Below are 21,936 nucleotides of genomic sequence, written 5' to 3'. Positions count from 1 at the left end.
GCGGGTGCCGTCGCCGCGGCGTTGTGCCACGCGGTGCAGTCGGGGGTGTATATTTTCCGCATAACGTACATTTGTAGCAGCTTTTACAGATTGATTTAAAATAACTTAATATGGAAGATTTTGAGACGCGCTGGAAACGGGTGGAAGATATGCTGACCGAAAGATTTGGCAAGAAACCCAATATGGAAGCCATTCTTTTCCTGATCGGCATCAATGAGCTGAATAACATGAAAACAAAATACAGCAAAGAACAGAAACAGGACCTGATGCACGTGGCCGTATGCACGTTACTCAGTCAGAGCGGCTATTACGAACTGGACGGCTACGATAAAGATGGCTGGCCGCACTTCAAAGAGCTGCATCCCGTTCCGAAATTTAACCTGGACGAACAGGAAGTATTTCTGAAAGAACATGTCATTTCTTATTTTGAAGAGGAAGAAGCTTAAACCCGTTTATGAAGAAATTATTAACCCTTTTTGCCCTGCTGTTATTGATAACCGCCACGGTTACTGCTAAGAACAGGAAAGTAAAAGTAATCACACCCTACGGCACCATGATCATCCGGTTGTATGACCAGACACCCAAACACCGCGATAATTTTCTGAAATTAAGCCGGCAGCATTTCTTTGACAGCACGCTCTTTCACCGTGTTATCAAACAGTTCATGATACAGGGCGGTGATCCCGATTCCAAACATGCGCACCCCGGCGACACCCTGGGCAACGGCGATGTGGGTTACACTGTCCCCGCCGAATTCCAGCTGGACCTGTTTCACCGCAAAGGCGCACTGGGTGCAGCCCGCGATGACAACCCCACCAAGGCCTCTTCCGGATGCCAGTTCTATATTGTACAAGGCAAAACCTTTACAGATGAACAACTCGACAAACTGGAAAAAACACGGCTCGGTGGACGCAAAATTCCGGTAGACCAACGAGAGATATACAAAAACGAAGGCGGCTCTCCACACCTCGATCAGAGCTACACCGTATTTGGCCAGGTCATCAAAGGAATGGAAGTGATTGACAAAATAGCCGCACTGAAAACAGACAGCCACGACAGGCCACTGCAGGACGTACCCATGAAAATAAGAGTAGTGAAGAAATGGTTGTTCTTTTAAATGTTGAATTCCGTATTTTTACGGCCTAAAATCAAAAACATTATGAATTTTCCGTCAAATCTGCGTTACACAAAGGATCACGAATGGGTCTTATTAGAAGGTAACACAGCTACCATCGGTATCACAGAATTTGCACAACGCGAATTAGGCGACATAGTTTTCGTTGACGTTCCTACTAAAGGCAAAACACTTGGTGCAGAAGAAGTGTTCGGAACTGTAGAAGCAGTAAAAACGGTTTCTGATCTGTTCCTGCCTGTTGCCGGTACTATCACAGAAGTGAATCCGGAACTGGAAAGTGAGCCTGAATTGGTTAACCAGGACCCTTACGGTGAAGGCTGGATGGTGAAAATGACTGTAAAAAACCCTGCAGATGTTGCTGCACTGCTGGACGCTGACGCTTACAAAGCGCTCGTAGCAGAATAATCATTACGCCAACAATTTTATCTGATATAAAAAAGGACAATGGGCTGCGTTATTGAAAGGCATGCCTGTTGTCCTTTTTACTGAAAATAACTTTCACGGAAACCGCTTTACAGTAAAACAAGTATACAGGTGACTAAACTGCTGAAATATTATCTGCCAGCCGCATTGTGGATCATTATTATCTTTATCCTGTGTACACTCCCAGGCAAGGATATTCCTACCAACTCTTTCCTTGAAAGAATCCATTTCGATAAAATCGTTCACTTCTGTATGTTTGGAGGCATCGTGCTGTTACTGTGCCTGGGTATCTTCCTGCAGAAAAAACACATCCCGGCATCCGCTATATTCCTGATCGTGCTGCTTTCTGCCTCCTACGGTTTAGGCATTGAGTTTATTCAGAAATACTGGGCCGTACAACGCAGCTTTGATATGTATGATGTGCTGGCCGATACACTGGGAGCAATTGCCGGTGTCGCCGCATTTAAGATTATCCTCTACCTTTTCTTCCCCAGATCAAAATAAAAAACCCTCCTGGAACCAGGAGGGAATGTATATCTGCTTATGAGAAATAAGTAATTCTGAAATCAAATATTTTATTATTGCTGACCAGCTTCTTTCTTAGCCTCAGACTTCATTTTATCATTTGCGAAGATAGAGAACTCAACACGGCGGTTCTGAGCGCGGCCCTCTTCTGTATCATTAGAGGCCTTAGGCTGGCTCTTACCGTACCAAAAGCCCTGGATACGATTAGCAGCAACACCCTGCCCTTTCAGGAAAGCCACCACGCTGTTAGTTCTTCTCTCAGATAAACCCATGTTATAGGCATCTGTACCTCTGCTGTCAGTATGGCCTTCTACACGTACATATGTATCAGGATACTTGTTCAGGATACCAGCCAGCTGTTTGATGTTTTCCTGGGCTACAGCAGAAAGGTCAGATTTATCGAAACCAAACAGTACGCCAGCATCAAATGTTACGTTAATACCTTCACCTACACGTTCTACTGTAGCATTAGGTACTTCGTTCTTGATTTCCTGTGCCTGTTTGTCCATTTTCTTACCAATCAAAGCACCACCAGCACCTCCAAGAACAGCACCAATAATAGCACCCAGCGCAGTATTTCCTGCAGCTTTACCAATTATGGCGCCTGCAGCAGCACCACCACCTACACCGATAGCAGCGCCTTTCTTCGTATTGTCCATGCCCTGCCAGGTTTTACAACTGAATAACATGGTTACTGATAAAACCAGAGCTACCAGAACATTAAATTTTTTCATCGTATTAGTTTTAAACATGAAGGTTATATTGTGAGTTTTCCGGATGATTACTACGTATCCAAAAACTGGATAACAAATATACTGCCAGTTTTGTTCACGGATTATAACCCTTTGATTAATATTGTTAAATAATAGATAAAAAAATGATAGACAACTGTTCTATAATCGCAGTGTTATATATAAAAAAATTATCCTAAAAGACCTTTCAGCAGGCCGCCGATACCTCCACCACCTGACTGATTCTGCTGTTGTTGCTGTGCACCATTTGATAACAAACTGGTAAGATCGCTCAGATCCACTTTACCATCACCGTTTTTATCCAGGCCACCACTCAGGGAACCAAGTATGCTTTGCAGGTTAATACCCTGTGCCGAGCCGCCGGTCAGCGAGTTAAGGATACCATCCAGGCTGAAGCTGCTGTTACCAGGGTCATTGGTTTTCTTCACCAGTGAACCCAGTACACTTGGGATCAGCGAAGCAGCAATCTGTGTAGCCGCACCTTTGTCAAGGTTGAATTTCTCCAGTAATGTACCGATAAAGTTGTTGGAAATGTTGTTCACAACAGGGTTGCTTCCTGAAGCACCGTCTGCAGACTGTCCGCCCAGCAGGCTCAACACGCCCTCTGTATTGCCGTTGGCCAGTTCTTGTTGCAGACTGGAAGCAATAGATTCCGTTGCAGCGCCAATCACGGCTTCATTCTGTTCATTGGGAACCGCAGGATTGTCAATAACAGGGGCCTGCGCATGTTCGCGAACGAGATCCATTAATTGCTCTAACATGATTTGTGTTTTTTAGGAGGAGATAATTGAAAATTGATTGCAGTAGTAATTTAAATGTATGATTAATTAGCGGATTTAAGCGTTACCAAATTATGAAGCCAGCCATAAAAAAGGGAACGCTGCCGCGTTCCCTCCTATAGCCATAAATATGCCAATAATGTAGTCCTATCAGGTGCCCTGCTTCAGTTTCTCCGCATTTTCAGCAAACTGCAAAGCGTCTACCATATCTTTAATATCGCCGTTCATGAAAGCGTCCAGGTTATATACGGTCATACCTATCCGATGATCCGTAACGCGGCCCTGCGGGTAGTTGTAAGTACGGATCTTGGCAGAACGGTCTCCGGTAGATACAAGGCTCTTACGCTGAGACGCAATTGCGTCTTCGTGCTTGCGCACTGCAGCTTCGTAGATACGTGTACGCAGCATCTTCATCGCAATCTCACGGTTGGAGTGCTGACTACGGCCTTCCTGGCATTCCACTACCACCCCCGTAGGAATATGGGTAAGCCTCACGGCAGATTCTGTTTTGTTTACGTGCTGCCCACCAGCTCCGGACGATCGGAAAGTGTCCATCTTGATATCCGCCTCACGCACATCCACATCCACCTCTTCCGCCTCCGGCAGTACAGCCACTGTAGCAGCAGAGGTATGCACACGGCCTGATGCCTCAGTAGCAGGTACCCGCTGTACACGGTGAACGCCGGACTCGAACTTCAATGTGCCATATACATCATCGCCGCTCACTTCCAGCACTATTTCCTTGTAACCACCCACAGAACCAGGGTTCTCGTTGAGCAGGTTGGTAGTCCACCCCTTCAGTTCACAATAGCGCAGGTACATGCGCATCAGGTCTCCCGCAAAAAGACTGGCCTCATCACCACCGGTGCCGGCGCGGATCTCAAGAATAGCATTCTTTTCATCCTGCGGATCTTTCGGTATCAGCAGGTTGCGGATAATCTCTTCCTGCACAACCTTCTGCTCCTGCAGCTCTTCTGTTTCAGCCTTCGCAAGCTCCCTCATTTCCTCGTCACCGCTTTCCAGCACTTCCTTGTTGAACGCAATATTGTCCAGCAGGTTGCGGTAAGCATCATATGCTTTCACGATTTTCTCCAACTGGCGGTATTCCTTGCTCAGCTGGCCAAACTTTTTGTTATCGTTTACCACTTCAGGGTTGGTAAGGGCCAATGAAACCTGTTCAAATCGGCCTTTTATAGCTTCCAGTTTGTCTATCATAATTATCTTTGACTTTTGAGTACCATATCCCAACCGGGTTAATAATACTTATAATCGGGTTGCAAAATTAACATCATTAGCTTAATTAAATATCAGGTTATTGAAACAGATCAAATTAAAAGGAAAGGATATATTCGACGGGCAACGGCTGCTGGGTCCCGGAAAAGTATTAACAATCGATGAAAACGGCCTGGTGTCGGGCATTACAGACGAAACAGAGGCTAATGAAGAAGTGCAGGAACTGGACGGTATATTATGTCCCGGCTTTGTGAATACCCATTGCCACCTGGAACTTTCCCACATGAAAGGCGTAATCCCCGAAAAAACAGGACTCCCGGCCTTTCTTACCCAGGTAATGCAATCCCGGCATATCAATGCCGACCTGCAACCCACGGCCATCCGGGAAGCAGAACTGGCCATGTGGAACGCCGGTATTGCCGCAGTGGGCGATATCAGCAACGGTACAGCCACCTTACACCAAAAACAGCAACAACGCCTGTATTACCACACCTTCGTGGAATGCATGGGCTTCGTGGACGCAGGGGCCAGCACCCGCTACAACGCCAGCCTGGAAGTCTTGCAGGCGTTCAGCGCCATCAACGGCGCCTCCCATAACAGCTCAATTGTGCCGCATGCGCCTTACTCCGTTAGCCGCACACTGTTTGATCTGCTGGCAGCTACTCCCGGCAACACGCCTGTCAGCATCCATAACCAGGAATGCATGGCCGAAAATGAGCTTTATCAAAACAAAACCGGCAGCCTCCTCAGTTTCTACCAAACCTTCGGGATAGATATCAGTGGCTTCAATGCTCCCGGTAGCAACAGCCTGGAGGCTTACCTGCCATTCTTTTCTCATAACAGGATCCTGCTCGTACATAATACATATTCCTCCTCCCAGGATATTTTGTATGCACAGCAACAAGCCACCGAAACCTGGTGGTGCCTTTGCCCGCAGGCAAACCTGTATATAGAAGACCGCCTCCCAGACATCAACATGCTGCGCAGTCATGGATGCAATATCAGTCTGGGTACAGACAGCCTGGCATCCAACCACTGCCTGTCTGTATGGGAAGAGATCAAAACAATACGCCGCCACTATCCGGAAATTCCACTGGAAGAGTTGCTGAAATGGGGTACCAGTAACGGCGCACGCGCCCTCGGCATCAGTGATACCTATGGTAGTTTCCATAAAGGCGCCAGACCAGGCGTGGTATTGATAAACGAAGAAAGTAAACGTATCATATAATTATACATCACCCTTATGAATGAATTTCTGAATAAAGTAATTCTTGACAATCCTGTGCGGGACTATCTGTTACTGGCAGGTGTATTGCTGTTTGTATCTTTTATAAAAAGGTTTGTCTCAAAAGGAATGGCAGCGGTGCTTTTCAGGTTGGTAAAACACTGGTCGCCGCAGATAGAGGAAAAAGACTTTGTAACGCTGCTGCTACGCCCCCTGGAATACTTCCTGTTGCTGGTAACATTCATGTTCACCATTGATCATTTCACCTTTCCGCGGTTACTGAATGTGAACGTATACAATAAGGCCACCCTCCAGGATGTTACCAATACGCTGCTCAGTCTTGCATTCACGCTCAGTATCATCTGGATACTGCTGCGCCTCATAGATTTCATCGCACTGATCCTGGAGAAGAAAGCGGATCTCACCGCTGACATGACAGACAACCAGTTCGTTATCTTTTTCCGCGATTTCTTCAAGGCCATCATGATGATAATAGGAGCAATAGCGTTCATACGCATCCTGTTCGGTCCCTCACTGGTGGAGAAACTCATCGCTGGTCTTGGTATAGGTGCTGCAGCCCTCGCACTGGCCGCTAAAGAAAGTATTGAAAACCTTATCGGATCATTCATTATTTTCTTTGACAAGCCATTTCGTGTAGGCGACGCTGTTAAAGTGGACTCATTCCAGGGTACTGTAGAGAAGATAGGGCTGCGCAGTACCCGCCTCCGTACACTGGAAAAAACATTTGTAACGGTTCCCAATAAAAAGATGGTAGACAGTATCCTCGACAACCTGTCACTCCGGACGCAGCAGCGTGTTGCCCTCCGGCTGGAGATAGCCACTGAAACCTCCGCCGACAGCCTCCTGAAAGTACTGCAAGCCATCCGCGCCCTGTTACAACAAAACAGTAATGTGCTGGAAGGCTTTACTGTAAACCTGCATGAATTCACGAAAGACACTTTCGTTATCCAGGTTATCTACAACACCTACATTATTGAAGGAAATCAATATGCAGCACTCAGGGAAACCATTAACCTGGGTATCATCAGGCAGATGACAGAATATGGCGTAAAATGTCCCTCCACCAGCACTAACGTGACATTCACAGACAACAGGTAACCATGATTTTCTTGATTTTTGTGATTATGCTGACGTGAGAAGATAAAAGCGGGAGGCCCATCCAGTTGAAACTGGATGGGCCTCCCGCTTTTATCTTAATTATAATTCTTTACAATCTTCGCTCATCAGGAAAATCAAAAGAATCACAAAAATCATTGTTCTTTTTTGCTGCTGTTCAGTATAATACGAGCCAGGTCGCCTTCAACAGATTCTTTAGGTTCACCTACAATCCGGCCGGCTTCCTTACCATCTCTGAAAACGATGATAGTAGGCACTTTTTTCACCTTATAATCAGTAGGTGCATCTGTTTCAAGTTTCTGATCAGCGCCAAACATCAGTACCTGCTCATCAGGGCTACCGGCTTTGATCATAACGTTATAGAGCTCAGGTACAATCTTACGGCTGGCTTCATCCCAGGTGCCCATTACCACTACCAGGTTGTAGTTGCTGCGATTAGCTTTCAGGTAATTCAGCATATTGTCGTTTGGCTGGTAGTTATTCACTCCTTTATAGAACCAGGCGGTGGATTGGTCCTGCATCAGTGTTTTCATGTCTATTTTACCCTTCAGCACTTTATCATTGCCATTCTGTGCCCAGGCCAGAGTAGAACATAACAGGCCACTTCCCAGGAGTAATGTTTTTAAACGCATAATCATGTTTTTATAATTGATCTTTCAGTTCCGTGAGGAAACCACGTACCTTCAGCAAAGCTTGTACCATTTCGAAATTACGGGCAGCCAGCTTATGATCTTCTTTCAATTTTTGCTTGGCGCCTTCAATGGTATATTTCCTTTCGCGCAGCAGATGGTATATCAGCTTCAGATGATGAATATCCTCTTGCCTGAACAACCGGTCACCCTTGCGGTTCTTTTTGGGTTGCAGGATATCAAATTCATTTTCCCAGTAACGTATCAGGGAAGTATTCACCTTGAACATAGTGGCTACTTCGCTGATGGAATAGTATTGTTTATCTAATGTTATTTTGTCCAACTCCATAATCAATCCAGGATCTTCCGATAGTTCTTTCAATGATTTACGCCCTCGCTTCTTACCCCGCGGCGTGGCAACTGCCGCTACTGTTTTCTTCACTTTTACTTTGGCGGCAGCTCCCGCTGTTTCCTTAACAGTATTGGGAGTACCAGACGGCGAAAAGAGATCTAACTGGTGCATCTTGGTAAAAACGAATGGTTACGAAGATGAAGTTAAGGCTTTAAAATCGTTCTTCCTGAAAAACCCTGGCAAAAGCCGACTCCAGGAGTAATATCGCTAGTCGAACGACTGGTTGCCGGATCGGGCCATTTTCAGCATACGGTCAAACTGTTCGGGAGTAAGGTCATTAAAGAAGAAGTATACCGGATCCACTTTATCCCCGTTTTTCATTACCTCATAATGGCAGTGAGGACCGGTGGATTTACCGGTGCTGCCCACCCAGCCGAGTACATCTCCACGTTTTACAGACTGGCCAGCCCTGACCTTCATGCGGAGCATATGCCCATAGAGTGTTTTATAACCATAACCATGACGCACAACCACATGGTTACCATATCCCACGTCACTCAGGCTGGCTTCTTCCACCACACCGTCGCCGGTAGCGTAGATAGGAGTACCGCTGGGAGCCGTAAAGTCAAGTCCGGCGTGGTATTTCATGGTTTTGTAGATCGGATCGATACGGTAGCCGAAACCAGAGGCAATACGCTTCAGGTCTTTGTTAGCCACCGGTTGGATGGCAGGAATAGAAGCCAGCATCTGCTGCTTGTTCTTCACCATTTTATCCAACTCGCCGTAAGAATTTTCCTGTGATTTGAGACGGTTGGTAATTTCCTTCAGCAAAACGCCGGTAGAAGCAATAATCTCACTGCTGGCAAAAGATTGCAGCTGCACGGCTTCTTCTTCCCGGTTTACTTTACCCATACGGGTACTATCAGGAATCGGGGAAGCTTCAAAGATCACACGGTAAATCTCATTGTCCCTTTCTTCCAGTTCAGCCAACTTTCCCTTCACCTCCTTCATACGGCCCTGCAGCGCGTCGTACTTCTCCTTCATGCCCTCCAGATCCCGGCGCAATGACTTTTCTTTAGGAGAGTCCAGCACCCGGTAAGCAACGGAAAGGAAAATGACGCCAGTGACAATGGCCGCAGACACAAATCCCAAGATCCTCAGGATCTTTACCCGTAGCGACACTACGAGCTTCTCATATTTTAATGTTTGGGTGTTGTAAAAATATTTAACCTTCTTCATGCACCAGGGTGTACTTTATGTGCCATAGTGCACAGAACGCTATGACAACCAGTTTATTTCATCAGGAGCAAACATTATGGATGGCAGATAATGCATTATTTTATTCCCATGCTGACTTTTTTACCAGGTAGCGTATCCGGTTTTGCATAATCATACAGGTTTCAATATTTTTGCACTCCCTGTGACACGGCGGGAAAATAAGGCGCACAAACCTAATGTAATTAGATTAAAACATCAACCTTTTGAATGTCAATTTTCTAACTACTTTATAATGGCTTGAAAAACAATTAAAAGCCATAACAACGCCCACCGTCATCATAGCATAAAAAACAAATATTAACTCGTATCCATATTTATGACAGCATCAGACATAAGACAGCAATTCCTGGATTTTTTTGCGTCTAAGGGCCATCAGATAGTGCCTTCAGCTCCCATCGTTATCAAGAATGACCCCACGCTGATGTTTACCAACGCGGGCATGAACCAGTTCAAGGATTATTTCCTGGGCAACCAGGTACCCGCCCATACCCGTGTGGCGGATACCCAGAAATGCCTTCGCGTAAGCGGTAAGCACAACGACCTGGAAGAAGTAGGTATAGACACCTACCACCATACTATGTTCGAAATGCTGGGCAACTGGAGCTTTGGCGACTATTTCAAGAAAGAAGCCATCGCCTGGAGCTGGGAACTGCTCACAGAAGTATATAAAATCCCGAAAGACAAGCTGTATGTGACAGTGTTTGAAGGAGATACGAGCGAAAATTTACCGAAAGACGAAGAAGCCTATAACTTCTGGAAAGAACATATTGCCGAAGACCGTATCCTGCTGGGCAACAAGAAAGATAACTTCTGGGAAATGGGCGATACCGGCCCCTGTGGCCCCTGCTCTGAAATCCACGTAGATTGCCGCCCCGATGCTGAAAAGCAACAAGTTGACGGCAAAACACTGGTAAATGCAGACCATCCACAGGTAATCGAGATCTGGAACAACGTATTCATGCAGTTCAACCGCCTGAAAGACAAGTCCCTTGAACCACTCCCGGCTAAGCACGTGGATACCGGTATGGGCCTGGAAAGGCTGGTAAGGGTGTTGCAGGGTAAAACCTCCAACTACGACACAGACCTGTTCATGAACACCATCCACACCACCGAACAGCTGACAGGCAAAAAATACGAAGGCACAGATACCAGAAAAGACGTGGCCTTCCGCGTAATTGCAGACCACATCCGTGCCATCTCCTTTACGATTGCCGATGGCCAGCTGCCCTCCAATACCGGCGCCGGCTACGTAATACGCCGTATTCTCCGCAGGGCAGTACGCTACTACTTCTCCTTCCTGGATGTAAGGAAACCGCTGCTCCACGACCTCGTTCCCGTACTGGCGGCACAGTTCTCCCATGTATTCCCCGAACTGCAGCAACAGGTGGAGTTTGTGAAGAAAGTGATCTTTGAAGAAGAAAACAACTTCCTCCGTACGCTCGATAGCGGCATACGCAGGATCGAAGATTTTATACAGCAGGCTGCCGCCAAAAACATAGACGGACAAACCGCCTTCGAACTGTACGACACCTACGGGTTCCCCTATGATCTCACCAGCCTTATCGCTGCCGAGAATAATTTCACCGTAGACGAAAAAGGCTTCGAAGCCGCCATGAAGCAACAGAAAGACCGCTCCCGCGCCGCCACTGAACTGGATACCGGCGACTGGGTTATAGTGGACGAAACACCGGATTCTGTCTTCATCGGCTACGAACAACTGGAAGGCACCACCAAACTGCTGAAATACCGTACCGTAAAAGCCAAAGGCAAAGAACAGTACCAGCTGGTACTGGAACAAACCCCCTTCTACGCGGAAAGCGGCGGGCAGGTAGGCGATACGGGTACCCTTCACTTCGGAGATGAAGTAATTCACGTAACCGACACCAAGAAAGAGAATAACCTCATCATACATTTTGCAGACAAACTGCCCAAGCAGCCTTCTGCCGCTGTAAAAACAGCCGTAGACAGAGATAAACGCCGCGATACCGCACGTCATCACTCAGCTACACACCTCCTGCATGCTGCTTTGCGCCAGGTGCTGGGCACGCATGTGGCACAGAAAGGGTCGCTGGTAAATGCAGAAAACCTGCGTTTCGACTTCTCTCACTTCGCCAAAGTAACAGACGAAGAGCTGGCACAGATCGAAGCTATCGTGAATGAAAAGATACGCCAGAATATCCCGGTGGTTATCCGTGAGATGTCTAAAGACGACGCACTGAAACTGGGTGCAATGGCCCTGTTCGGCGAAAAATACGGAGACGTGGTAAGGGTTGTGGTGATGGACCCCGCCTACAGTGTGGAACTCTGCGGCGGCACGCACATCGGCGCTACCGGCGAGCTGGGGCTCTTCAAGTTTGTATCTGAAAGCGCCGTAGCTGCAGGTGTACGCCGCGTGGAAGCCGTTACCGGCGCCAAAGCGGAAGCCTTCGTCAATGAACAGCTGCTGCAGCTGAAAGAGATCAAGGCCGCACTGAAAAATCCGAAAGAGCCGGTAAAAGCTGTAGAAGCCCTCTTACAGGACAAGTCATCCCTGGAAAAACAGGTGGAAGCCCTCGAACTCGAAAAGGTACGCCAGCTGGCTACTGCCCTTCACAGTGAAGTGGAAACCATCAATGGCATTAACTTCCTGGGCAAAATAGTAAGCATTAGCAATGCGGAAGGACTGAAACAGCTCTCGTTCCAGCTGAAAAATGAAATAGCTGATCACGTACTGCTCTTTGTGGCCAACATTGGCGGTAAGGCAGCAGTAGCCTTGACAATCGATGAAAAGCTGGTGGCCTCCAAAGGTCTGGAAGCACCCAAAATTATCAAGGAAAAAATCGCCTCCCTGATCAAAGGTGGCGGCGGAGGTCAGAAAACCTTTGCTACTGCCGGCGGCCAGGATACAGATAAGCTGGACCAGGTAATCGCAGCCGTTCGTGCGCTGATTTCATAACAGCGTCGATACTTCATAAAAGAGAAGGCCCGGGCAGCATTATCTGCCCGGGCCTTCTCTTTTATGAAGTATCCCCCGGGGTCAAGTCCATATCAAATCCCGATCAAGTCCACGTATACTCCCAGGATATAGTACTGATCAGGGGTGTAGCCTGGGCATTTTCCACAGGGAGCCCCTCTTTCCTCACTCTGTTCCGGGCATTTTTCACCCGGCAAGGGCATTTCTCCTGACTAAGCATCCGCTCTACCCCCTCTTCTCATAAAACGCAGGAAAATCAAAAAAATCCTAAAAAACATAGTTTAACTTTTCCTTGCTTCTGCCTCCCTTTAATTTTGTTGCATTCGTTACATTTAATATTATAAAAACCAGGGCGAGATATGACTAATTTGTTCAAAACCATTACGCTGGCAGGCTTCGGGTGCCTGACGCTGGGGGTAGCTGCCGCACAGGCGCAGAACACAACCAGGAACAAGCTGGGTGAGTTTGATGAAATTGTGATTAAGCACAAAAGCGACAAGGATACCAAGATAACCATCGAAATAAAGGACGGGGATGTCCTGATAGATGGTAAGAAAGCAGACCAGTTCAGCAACCCGGATATTTCCGTCTTCCGCCGCAGGATAACGCCTGTGGATGGCAATAACTTCAGCTTTGATGATGGTACCCGCGGTTCATTTGACATGTTCAACGGGTTCGGCAACGGGGATAATGGCAATGAAGAGGAAAGTATTCCCCTGCCTGGCAACAAAGCAGTGCTGGGTGTGATCACTGAAAAGACAGCCGCCAAAGGTGCTACCGTTAAAACGGTGGCTAGAGGCAGTGCCGCTGCCAAAGCAGGCCTCAAACCCGGTGATATTATTGTAAAGGTGGATGATAAAGCGATCAACGAGCCTAAAGAACTGTTCGAAACCATTGGCGGATACAAGCCCGGCGACAAGGTTACGGTGTTGTATATACGCAATAAGAAGGAATCAAAGGTGAAAGTTACCCTTGAGGAACGCAAGAACGAAGGAGGAGAACCGGACTTCGGTGTTATCCCCATACCACGCAACCGCGGCAACGTTTTTGGCTTCCCGCAGCCACAAGACAGGGGCTTCAGCTGGTTTGGCAATGAAGACAACGACGTAAAACTTGGTATACAGGTGCAGGACATGGAGGATGAATCCGGCGCACAGATCATGGACATACTGAAAGACTCTCCCGCGGAAAAGGCCGGACTCAAAACCAATGATATTATCACAGAGCTGGCAGGCGAAAGCATTAAATCAGCCCGTGATGTATCTGCTGTCTATCGCGCCAACCGCAATAAAGGCACTATAACAGCTACGATTAAACGAAACGGGCAGCGTGAAAACATAGAAATCAAAGTGCCTAAAAAACTGAATAAAGTGGACTTGTAAGCTGCTTATTTCATTAACTGCTTTATCAGTTTCAGCTTATTTTTAAATGGGGGATACTTAACGGGAACATCCAGCCAGGTGCCTGTTTTAAGCATCCCCTTCTGATGTGTAAAAGTATCAAAGCTGTAACGGCCGTGATATTTCCCCATACCACTGTAACCAGCGCCGCCAAAGGGCAGCTCAGGATTAGTCAGATGCACCAGTGCATTGTTAACACAACCACCGCCAAAGCGCACCTGTTCAATTAACATTTTCTCCGTTTTACTGCTTTTAGTGAAAATATATAATGCCAGTGGATAAGGATGCTGCCTGATTGCCTGAATAGCCTGTGGCAGGTCACTGAAAGTAAGTATGGGCAGTATTGGTCCAAAGATTTCGTCCTGCATTACAGGATCAGACCATTCCACATCGTCCAGCAGTGTAGGGGCAATGTAGAGATGCTCCCGGTCTGTTTGTCCACCGTGAAGTACATGGCCTTCTTTCAGGTAGGTAGCCACGGTATCAAAACGTTTAGTGTTAATCATCCGCGCATAGTCCTCACTGGTGGCAGGGTTTTCACCAAAAAGCTCTACAATGGAAGCCTTCAGAGCAGTAACCAGTTCGTTCTTCACCTTCTGGTGTACCAGGATATAATCCGGGGCTACACAGGTTTGACCTGCGTTCCAGAATTTTGCCCATATGATTCGTTTAGCCGCTACGGTTATATTCACTTTTTCATCCACCACACAGGGCGACTTCCCCCCCAGCTCCAGCGTAACTGGTGTAAGGTGCGGCACTGCCATCTCCATGATCTTTTTTCCCACTGGAATACTGCCGGTAAAGAATACATGATCAAAACGGAATTGCATCAGCGCCGGAATAGCCTCGCTGCCTTCGCCTTCTACAACAGCGATATACGCAGGATCAAAAGTATCTTTGATTAGTTCCGCAATGATATTTGCAGTATGCGGCGCCAGCTCGGAAGGCTTGAGTATCGAACAGTTACCACCGGCAATGGCGCCCAGCAACGGGCTGAGAGTGAGCATAAATGGATAGTTCCACGGAGCAATGATCAGGGTGAGGCCCAGCGGTACACGGTAGATCCGGCTGCTGCTGGGATAGGTCACAAAAGGCGATGTAACCACTTCCGGTTGCATCCACTGTTTCAGATTGGCCAATATAAAATCGATTTCATCATACAAAAAACCAACTTCACTGCTATATGCTTCCATTGGATGTTTGCGGAGATCCTTATGCAGCGCTTCCAGTATCCGGGACTCATATTTTTTAATGCCTTTTTTAAGCTGCTTCAGCTGGGTTTTCCGGAATGCATATGGATAAGTAACGCCTGATTCAAAATAGAGCTGCTGGGCTTTATACAGTTGACCTGTCTGGGCATTGCTGAACATAGGGAAGAATTTTTAAAGATGTACAACCCGAATTTAGCATTTTCTACGCATGAAATAGCCCGAAAAGCCAGCATTATTTGAATATATTTGCGTTAATCAGTCATGGAATATGAGCGATATCTATAGCAAATATGAAACAGTGATAGGGCTGGAGGTACATGCCCAACTTTTAACAGAGAGTAAATTGTTTTGCAGCGACAGCGCAGCATTTGGCGGTGCGCCTAATACGCACGTCAGCCCCATTACGTTGGCTCATCCCGGTACGCTGCCCAGAATGAACCGCAAGGCCGCAGAATATGCCATCAAGCTGGGTCTGGCTTGTCATTGTGAAATTGTTAAAGAGAATTATTTCGCCCGTAAGAATTACTTCTACCCGGACCTTCCCAAAGGATACCAGGTATCCCAACATACTGCACCTATCTGCAAAGGCGGTTACGTTAGTATCAGCACAGACGCCGGCAACAGGCAGGTACAACTGAACCGTATCCACCTGGAAGAGGATGCAGGCAAACTGCTGCACGACCAGGCCCCCTCAGACAGCTATGTGGATTACAACAGAGCCGGCGTACCCCTGGTGGAAATTGTAAGCGAGCCGGATATGCATACCAGCGACGAGGCCTACGCTTATCTCACGGAGCTGAGACGGCTGGTGCGCTACCTCGGCGTTTGCGATGGTAACATGGAAGAAGGCAGTATGCGCTGCGACGCTAATATTTCTGTTCGCCTCAAAGGCGCTACTACCCTGGGAACCAAGGTGGAAGTTAAAAACATGAACTCTATCCGTAACGTAAAACGCGCGATAGACAATGAAGTGAAACGACAGATTGATCTCATCGAGGCAGGTGGTACATTGGTACAGGAAACCCGCAGCTTTGACGCCTCCAACGGCAGTTCCTTCTCCCTTCGCTCCAAAGAGGAAGCCAACGACTATCGTTACTTCCCGGAACCGGATCTGGCTCCATTCAAACTCAGCGACGAATTCATTGCAGATATCAGCGCTACATTGCCTGCATTGCCGGAGGAACTGATCCGCAAGTATACAAAGGAATATGGCCTGCCGGAGTACGACGCCAGAGTAATATGCGATGATAAAGCCACCGCCGATTATTTTGAATCGCTCACAACTGTTACATCACATTATAAGGCAGCAGCCAACTGGATGCTAGGCCCCGTGAAGTCATGGCAGAATGAGCAGTCCAAAGAGATTTCGGCGTTCCCGGTAAAACCGGAAGCACTCGCAGCACTGATCAGCCTGACCGACAGTGGCAAAATAAGTTTCTCTATTGCCTCTTCACGCATCCTGCCGGAAATGATCAGCACTCCTGACGATCCGATGGAAATAGCGACCCGTCTGAACCTCCTTCAGGACAATAACGCAGACAACATTATACCTATCATCGATGAAGTGCTCGCAAAATATCCCGACAAGGTAGCGGCATTCAGAGGAGGAAAGAAAGGTTTGATGTCGTTGTTTGTAGGAGAGGTGATGAAGCTGTCGAAAGGTAAGGCAGATCCAAGGCTCACCAACGAGCTGCTGGCGCAGAAATTAAAAGGGTAACAATTTATCTCAGATATTGGGTATTATCAGTTTTTTTAAGCTGGTAATCATTAAAATCAACAGCATGAAAAAATACTTATTATGGATATCTGCCGCAGGAGTACTCCTGGCGGGATGTACCGGACAACAGGAGAAAGGAGAGTTTAAGATAGACGGACGTTTCACCAATCTGCCACTGGGGCCGGTTGTGCTGGAAGAACTTACACTTGATCATATAAAAGTAGTCGACTCTGTAAATGTGAAAGATGCAGCAGGCAAATTCACCCTCAAGGGAATGGTGCCTGAACAGGGCCTTTACCGCATCCGCTTTGCCAACAACAAATTTGTACTGCTGGCACTCGATGCCGGCGACATGAAAGTAGATGGCGATATTAATAACCTGGAGAATGTAAAGTTCACCGGCTCTGAAGCATCAGCGGAATTACAACAGTTCCTGGAAAGTATCAGCAAGCAGTCCATTTCGCTGACTGAAGAGATGCGCAAACTGGATAGCCTGCATTCCCTGAAAATGCCTGACAGTGTGCTTCAGCCACAGGTTGCAGCATTTCAGAAAAAAGAAAAGGATTTCGAGCAGGAATTCTTTGACATGGCTTCTAAAACAAAAAATCCGGCTAACGCAGTATTTGCTATCAGCCAGGTGCGAAGCGGCGAAGAGATCCTCGCTCATAAAGATATGATCACAGGCTTAACCAAACGTTTCCCTAAAAACACCTTGGTAAAAAGCATGACTGATAAGATCACTCAGCTGTCTGCCGCTAAAGGCAATGGCAGCGATGCCGCTGGTGGGGAAGAACCTACAGCAGTGAAAGTAGGCGATGTTGCACCGGATTTCACCCTGCCTGATCCTTCCGGGAAAATGGTAAGCCTGAATTCATTCCGCGGAAAGTACGTACTGATAGACTTCTGGGCTAGTTGGTGCGGGCCATGCCGCCAGGAAAATCCTAATGTAGTGAAAGCGTACCAGCAGTTCAAAAATAAAAACTTCACTATTCTCGGTGTATCACTGGATAAGTCAAAAGGCCCGTGGCTGGAGGCTATTAAGAAAGATGGCCTTGCATGGAACCAGGTAAGTGACCTTAAATTCTGGGAGTCTGCAGTAGTGCCTTTATACGGTATCAATGCGATCCCCACTAACTTCCTTCTGGACCCGCAGGGTAAAATAATTGCCTCTAATCTTAGAGGTGATGCACTGGAAGCCAAGTTGAAAGAGGTGATCAAATAACACTGATTATATTTCATCTATAATAAAAAGTCCCCCCGCTGTAGCGGGGGGACTTTTTATTATAGATGCTTATGAGGATTGGATTAGTTACCGTAACCAGGATTCTGCTGAGCTCTCAAAGTAGGATTAGAAGCTGTTTCTGTTGCAGGAATCGGCCAGAGGAACCTGTAATCGCCGTAGTCAATGGCAGCGATATTGGTGGCTACTGTTGGTTTTGTATTAAAGTTATAATCTGATCCATCACCCTTCAGGTTATCGGGGTTTACTTTGGCAGGAATGTTTTTCTTGCCATAAACCGGATCCAGTGCGAGGCGGTGCAGATCAGGCCAACGGCGGCCTTCGCCTGCAAATTCCACACGGCGTTCGTTCAGGATAGCCTGTACCATATCAACCGGAGGAACTGTGATCCTGTTAGGGCTGGTAGCAGGTAAAGACCTGTTGCGCACAGCATTGTACAGCAGAAAAGCCTGTGCCGCATTACCTGAGCGGGCATACGCTTCAGCAGCGTTCAGCATTATCTCAGCATAGCGGATGATAGGCGCCCAGTCTGCCTTACCTACATAATCCCTGTACTTGTAATTGTAGATGTATTTAGCGCCGTTGGTAGTAGCTCTTATCGTCAGCAACAGTCTGCGCAGATCGTCAGATGGCCAGAAAGAAGCATTATACAGGTTAGGACTCATCGCCACCAGACCACGGCCGCCGATATCGGAAGGGCCAAACATAGAAGCCAGTGCACCGTTGGTATTACCGTTAGTGTTGGCACTGTTGGCAATAGAGAATACAGCTTCTACGCTCTTGGTATAGTTGGTGAACGGATCATCCGGAGCTGCAGCGAGCGTATATCCGTTAATTGGACTGGTAAATGAAGGCCCCGCGGTGTTAGTACCCAGTTTGGTACCTTCTGCTATTACGCCAGCCCAATCGCCTTTATGCAGCTTTATCCTTGTTTTTAAAGCTATCACAGCCCCCTGGGTAGCTTTGCTTACGTTAGTGACTTTTGCGCCTGCCAGGTTAGTTTCTGCGAAGTCGAGGTCTGCAAGTATTTTGGTGTATACTTCGGCAACAGTGCCACGTGGTACCTTTACGCCTTCCTGTATTCTGTCAAGTGTGTTCATCGCCTGCTCTCTGTATGGAACGCCAGGCTGACCTCCATTATTATCAGCATAAGGGCGGCAGAAATGCAATAACAGCTCATGATGCGCCAGGGCACGCAGGAACCTTGCTTCTGATTCCATTTGCAATGCTTTAGGACCACTAACCACACCTTTGGATCCAGCAGTTTTCACCCCTTCAATGAACACGTTGGCCTGATTGATCAGCGAATACAGGTTCAGCCACATAGAAACGTTATTGGCTGAAGTAGTGGTGTACTGAGCTTTGTAAGTGATTTCGTAGAAAGTGGAGAGGTTTACCATATCCTCACCGCGCATCTCCGCCTGCTCAATAGAAGCAGCGCCAAAAGGATAACCACGGCCGGCGTAGCTGTCATTGTAGCTTCCTATCTCGGCAGCATTATACACACCATTCAAAGCCAGCTCTACTTGTATAGAGTCCGTGAATATGGTGTTTTCAGGCAGCAGGCCCTTGGGAGCTAATTCTGTGTATTTAGAGCAGGAGGTCATTCCCACAGACACCAGCAACGCTGCTGCTGCAATCGCCATTCTACCTGCTCCCCCGTTATATTTATATCCGAATATATTTCTCATGATTATTTTTTTTACAGTCCAATATTAACACCCAAGGTATAGCTACGTGGAACCGGGTTGGTATTATAGTCCAGACCAGGTTGTGTATTTACAGTAGAAGATGATAAACTAGCATTCAGTTCAGGATCTACACCTGTATACTTGGTGATCACGAATGCATTCTGCACCTGGGCATATACCCTGATGTTGGAAAGACGGATACTTTCAATAAGCCTTTTGGGGAAAGTATATCCGATGCCGATATTCTGTGCACGGATAAAGGCGCCGTCTTCCAGGAAACGGCTGTTCACGTTACCAGTCTGCAATACAAATCCGTCAGATCCGTTGTAGAGTTTAGGAACATCAGTAACCTGACCGGGAGTAGTCCATCTGTTCAGAATTTCCTTTCCGTTGTTCATGAACTTCTGGTTGTTAAGCGCTTCCTGTCTTGTAACGTTGTATACTTTGTTTCCACCGGAAAATGAGAAGAATACATTCAGATCAAATCCTTTGTAAGTAACAGTGTTGTTCAGACCGCCGTAGTAAGTAGGCATAGAATGACCTAACAGGCGTTTGTCGTTTTGACCAAGCGCTTCTGCTGCCTGTGACACGTCATCTGGTTTGGAAGGGTCATATTTAAACCAACCACTTTTCTTGGAGTAGTCACCCTGTATTACAGAGCCATCAGCCTTTTCCCAGAGAGGGTTACCATTAGCAGGGTTTACGCCTCTGGATACATATCCGTAAAACTCACCAATTCTTTCGCCCACACGGGTAATGTTGTATGGAGAGATCAGGTCGGCATTACCATTAGCCAGCTGGGTAACTTCATTTTTCAGGAATGTAACGTTGAATGAAGTAGTCCAGGTGAATTTATCGTTAGAAATGTTGGTACTGTTGATAGAGAGCTCAAAGCCTTTGTTGTACATCTTTCCGGCATTCAGGAAATATACGTTAGGCTTGCTGTTGCCAGGCACACCGAGAGATGGAGCAATAGGCGCTTCCATGATCATGCCATCAATATCATTCTTGAAGAGGTCAGCAGTGATGTTGATACGATCCTCTAACAATCCAAGGTCCAAACCAATGTTATATTTTTTGCTGGTCTCGAAACTGAGGTTGGGATTGGCCAGCTGGTTGAAAGCAAGACCCAGTGTGGATCCGTATTGTACAGGCTTAAAGGTGCCGGCATATGGATAATATCCGATGTCCACGTTACCCACTGTTGCATAACCGCCGCGCAGCTTCAGGTTACTGATGAAGCTGAGTCCTTCAGCATTTTTGAAGAAGTTCTCCTGAGAGATTCTCCAGCCGGCAGATACGCCGGGGAAATTGGCATTCTGGTTACCCGGAGCCAGCGAAGAGAGTGCATCTCTACGGAATGTACCAGACACGATATAACGGTCTTTATAGGCATAGCTTGCGCGTATGAAATAAGATCTGAATGCGCCCTCGCTAACACCGCCACCGATGGAAGGAGTAGCAACACTATTGGTGATGATGTTACCATTCTCTCCGAAGAATGAACTGGTGATGTTATTACCCTCTGCCCTGTAAAACCTGTCTCTCGTTTTTTGGAACTCAAGACCAGCCACAGCATTGATATTATGATCACCCAGCTGTTTGTTGTAAGACAATGTATTAGTCCAGTTGTAACGGAAATACGGGATTGCCTGCTGGAACAAATAACCATTGTTGCCACGGCCGTCGCCATGAATCGGGTTCCAGTACTGATAGTCTTCACCGTTCAGCAGGTTGATACCGATCTGTGTTTTCAGGTTAAGCCCTTTGATAATTTCTACGTTTACAAATGCGTTACCGGTAACGTTCAGGTTTTTGTTACGGTAGATGTTATGATCCAGTACATACAGGATATTGGGATAGTTATCTGCGATAACAGTTCCGTTGGCGCCAGCTCCCAGTGTATTGGTAGGGCTGAGATTGTAGGTGCCATCGTTCCATTTTGCAGGTACGTTCGGCAATGCACGCAGCGCGTTGGCAATGTTGCCGGAAAGCGCATTGGTACCAGTGTTCAGACCATTGTTGGTAACATGGGATATGTTAGCGTTCACACCAACAGTAACGATGTCCAGCGCTTTCTGCTCCAGTTTAAAACGCATCTGGTATTTACGCTGATCGTTGCCCAGCAGGATACCTTTCAGATCAGTGTAACCGAAAGACACGTAGTAGTTGGTCTGATCGTTGGCGCCGCTCAGTGAGAGGTTATGATTCTGCTGGAAGCCGGTTCTGGTATCCAGGTCCTGCCAGTCAGTATCA

Annotated in this window: 19 protein-coding genes; 10 read left to right on the top strand and 9 right to left on the bottom strand. The window is 47.1% G+C overall.

Going from position 1 to position 21,936, the window contains the following annotated elements; genetic code table 11:
- Positions 1–110: 110 nt before the first annotated feature.
- From VM802_RS04540 to VM802_RS04525, 4 genes are all read left to right on the top strand, one after another.
- A complete protein-coding gene (locus VM802_RS04540) occupies positions 111–446 on the top strand; it encodes a hypothetical protein (RefSeq protein ID WP_325528430.1) in 336 nt (111 codons plus the stop codon).
- Between the two features lie 8 nt (positions 447–454).
- Entirely contained in the window at positions 455–1,117 is a 663-nt protein-coding gene (locus VM802_RS04535; protein WP_325528428.1) for a peptidylprolyl isomerase, read from the top strand.
- 42 nt (positions 1,118–1,159) lie between these two features.
- A complete protein-coding gene (gcvH, locus tag VM802_RS04530; RefSeq protein ID WP_325528426.1) occupies positions 1,160–1,540 on the top strand; it encodes a glycine cleavage system protein GcvH in 381 nt (126 codons plus the stop codon).
- A gap of 129 nt (positions 1,541–1,669) precedes the next feature.
- A complete protein-coding gene (locus VM802_RS04525; RefSeq protein ID WP_325528424.1) occupies positions 1,670–2,062 on the top strand; it encodes a VanZ family protein in 393 nt (130 codons plus the stop codon).
- Positions 2,063–2,136: 74 nt separating this feature from the next.
- Here VM802_RS04525 and VM802_RS04520 read toward each other — a convergent pair whose 3' ends face one another.
- The 3 genes from VM802_RS04520 to prfA all read right to left on the bottom strand — a co-directional run bounded on the left by VM802_RS04520 (position 2,137) and on the right by prfA (position 4,829).
- Entirely contained in the window at positions 2,137–2,817 is a 681-nt protein-coding gene (locus VM802_RS04520) for a YiaD family glycine zipper/OmpA-like lipoprotein (protein WP_325528422.1), read from the bottom strand.
- 188 nt (positions 2,818–3,005) lie between these two features.
- The gene (locus VM802_RS04515) at positions 3,006–3,596 is read right to left on the bottom strand and encodes a hypothetical protein (RefSeq protein ID WP_325528420.1); all 591 of its coding nucleotides are present in this window, start codon (positions 3,594–3,596) and stop codon (positions 3,006–3,008) included.
- A 168-nt stretch (positions 3,597–3,764) separates the two neighbouring features.
- Entirely contained in the window at positions 3,765–4,829 is a 1,065-nt protein-coding gene (gene prfA / locus VM802_RS04510) for a peptide chain release factor 1 (RefSeq protein WP_325528418.1), read from the bottom strand.
- A 100-nt stretch (positions 4,830–4,929) separates the two neighbouring features.
- Here prfA and VM802_RS04505 point away from each other — a divergent pair, with 100 nt between their 5' ends.
- Together VM802_RS04505 and VM802_RS04500 are read left to right on the top strand one after the other, a co-directional pair.
- On the top strand, positions 4,930–6,075 hold the full coding sequence (locus tag VM802_RS04505; RefSeq protein WP_325528416.1) for an amidohydrolase family protein: 1,146 nt from the start codon (positions 4,930–4,932) through the stop codon (positions 6,073–6,075).
- A gap of 15 nt (positions 6,076–6,090) precedes the next feature.
- A complete protein-coding gene (locus VM802_RS04500) occupies positions 6,091–7,191 on the top strand; it encodes a mechanosensitive ion channel family protein (protein WP_325528414.1) in 1,101 nt (366 codons plus the stop codon).
- A 152-nt stretch (positions 7,192–7,343) separates the two neighbouring features.
- Here the strand turns inward: VM802_RS04500 and VM802_RS04495 are convergent, their stop codons facing one another.
- From VM802_RS04495 to VM802_RS04485, 3 genes are all read right to left on the bottom strand, one after another.
- Positions 7,344–7,841, bottom strand: a complete 498-nt coding sequence (locus tag VM802_RS04495; protein ID WP_325528412.1) for a thioredoxin domain-containing protein — start codon at positions 7,839–7,841, stop codon at positions 7,344–7,346.
- 10 nt (positions 7,842–7,851) lie between these two features.
- Positions 7,852–8,361, bottom strand: coding sequence for a MerR family transcriptional regulator (locus VM802_RS04490; RefSeq protein ID WP_325528410.1), 510 nt, complete (start codon positions 8,359–8,361; stop codon positions 7,852–7,854).
- A gap of 96 nt (positions 8,362–8,457) precedes the next feature.
- On the bottom strand, positions 8,458–9,429 hold the full coding sequence (locus VM802_RS04485; protein WP_325528408.1) for a peptidoglycan DD-metalloendopeptidase family protein: 972 nt from the start codon (positions 9,427–9,429) through the stop codon (positions 8,458–8,460).
- Positions 9,430–9,784: 355 nt separating this feature from the next.
- Between VM802_RS04485 and alaS the strand changes: the two genes are divergently transcribed.
- Both alaS and VM802_RS04475 read left to right on the top strand, forming a co-directional pair.
- Complete coding sequence (gene alaS / locus VM802_RS04480; RefSeq protein ID WP_325528406.1) at positions 9,785–12,403, top strand: alanine--tRNA ligase; 2,619 nt, start codon at positions 9,785–9,787, stop codon at positions 12,401–12,403.
- A gap of 377 nt (positions 12,404–12,780) precedes the next feature.
- Positions 12,781–13,803 carry a PDZ domain-containing protein gene (locus VM802_RS04475; RefSeq protein ID WP_325528404.1) on the top strand — a complete coding sequence of 341 codons (1,023 nt, stop codon included), beginning with the start codon at positions 12,781–12,783 and terminating at the stop codon, positions 13,801–13,803.
- A 5-nt stretch (positions 13,804–13,808) separates the two neighbouring features.
- Here the strand turns inward: VM802_RS04475 and VM802_RS04470 are convergent, their stop codons facing one another.
- On the bottom strand, positions 13,809–15,191 hold the full coding sequence (locus tag VM802_RS04470; RefSeq protein WP_325528402.1) for an aldehyde dehydrogenase: 1,383 nt from the start codon (positions 15,189–15,191) through the stop codon (positions 13,809–13,811).
- Positions 15,192–15,300: 109 nt separating this feature from the next.
- Between VM802_RS04470 and gatB the strand changes: the two genes are divergently transcribed.
- Together gatB and VM802_RS04460 are read left to right on the top strand one after the other, a co-directional pair.
- Positions 15,301–16,749 (top strand): Asp-tRNA(Asn)/Glu-tRNA(Gln) amidotransferase subunit GatB, encoded by a 1,449-nt coding sequence (gatB, locus tag VM802_RS04465; RefSeq protein WP_325528400.1) that lies wholly within the window; start codon positions 15,301–15,303, stop codon positions 16,747–16,749.
- 64 nt (positions 16,750–16,813) lie between these two features.
- Positions 16,814–17,971 carry a redoxin domain-containing protein gene (locus VM802_RS04460; RefSeq protein WP_325528398.1) on the top strand — a complete coding sequence of 386 codons (1,158 nt, stop codon included), beginning with the start codon at positions 16,814–16,816 and terminating at the stop codon, positions 17,969–17,971.
- A gap of 83 nt (positions 17,972–18,054) precedes the next feature.
- Here the strand turns inward: VM802_RS04460 and VM802_RS04455 are convergent, their stop codons facing one another.
- Positions 18,055–19,680: a RagB/SusD family nutrient uptake outer membrane protein gene (locus VM802_RS04455; protein ID WP_325528396.1), complete on the bottom strand. Its 1,626-nt coding sequence runs from the start codon at positions 19,678–19,680 to the stop codon at positions 18,055–18,057.
- 11 nt (positions 19,681–19,691) lie between these two features.
- Positions 19,692–21,936, bottom strand: a 2,245-nt coding sequence (locus VM802_RS04450; RefSeq protein ID WP_325528394.1) for a SusC/RagA family TonB-linked outer membrane protein, incomplete at its 5' end; no start/stop codon positions are given.

The sequence above is a fragment of the Chitinophaga sp. genome (assembly GCF_035538455.1).
Classification (GTDB): Bacteria; Bacteroidota; Bacteroidia; order Chitinophagales; family Chitinophagaceae; genus Chitinophaga.
This window is presented reverse-complemented; position numbering and strand designations above follow the sequence as displayed.

Coding starts and splice junctions, on each gene's coding strand:
- VM802_RS04540 (WP_325528430.1), top strand. CDS start 111: ATGGAAGATTTTGAGACGCGCTGGAAACGGGTGGAAGATATGCTGACC.
- VM802_RS04535 (WP_325528428.1), top strand. CDS start 455: ATGAAGAAATTATTAACCCTTTTTGCCCTGCTGTTATTGATAACCGCC.
- gcvH (WP_325528426.1), top strand. CDS start 1,160: ATGAATTTTCCGTCAAATCTGCGTTACACAAAGGATCACGAATGGGTC.
- VM802_RS04520 (WP_325528422.1), bottom strand. CDS start 2,817: ATGAAAAAATTTAATGTTCTGGTAGCTCTGGTTTTATCAGTAACCATG.
- VM802_RS04515 (WP_325528420.1), bottom strand. CDS start 3,596: ATGTTAGAGCAATTAATGGATCTCGTTCGCGAACATGCGCAGGCCCCT.
- prfA (WP_325528418.1), bottom strand. CDS start 4,829: ATGATAGACAAACTGGAAGCTATAAAAGGCCGATTTGAACAGGTTTCA.
- VM802_RS04500 (WP_325528414.1), top strand. CDS start 6,091: ATGAATGAATTTCTGAATAAAGTAATTCTTGACAATCCTGTGCGGGAC.
- VM802_RS04495 (WP_325528412.1), bottom strand. CDS start 7,841: ATGCGTTTAAAAACATTACTCCTGGGAAGTGGCCTGTTATGTTCTACT.
- VM802_RS04490 (WP_325528410.1), bottom strand. CDS start 8,361: ATGCACCAGTTAGATCTCTTTTCGCCGTCTGGTACTCCCAATACTGTT.
- VM802_RS04485 (WP_325528408.1), bottom strand. CDS start 9,429: ATGAAGAAGGTTAAATATTTTTACAACACCCAAACATTAAAATATGAG.
- alaS (WP_325528406.1), top strand. CDS start 9,785: ATGACAGCATCAGACATAAGACAGCAATTCCTGGATTTTTTTGCGTCT.
- VM802_RS04475 (WP_325528404.1), top strand. CDS start 12,781: ATGACTAATTTGTTCAAAACCATTACGCTGGCAGGCTTCGGGTGCCTG.
- VM802_RS04470 (WP_325528402.1), bottom strand. CDS start 15,191: ATGTTCAGCAATGCCCAGACAGGTCAACTGTATAAAGCCCAGCAGCTC.
- gatB (WP_325528400.1), top strand. CDS start 15,301: ATGAGCGATATCTATAGCAAATATGAAACAGTGATAGGGCTGGAGGTA.
- VM802_RS04460 (WP_325528398.1), top strand. CDS start 16,814: ATGAAAAAATACTTATTATGGATATCTGCCGCAGGAGTACTCCTGGCG.
- VM802_RS04455 (WP_325528396.1), bottom strand. CDS start 19,680: ATGAGAAATATATTCGGATATAAATATAACGGGGGAGCAGGTAGAATG.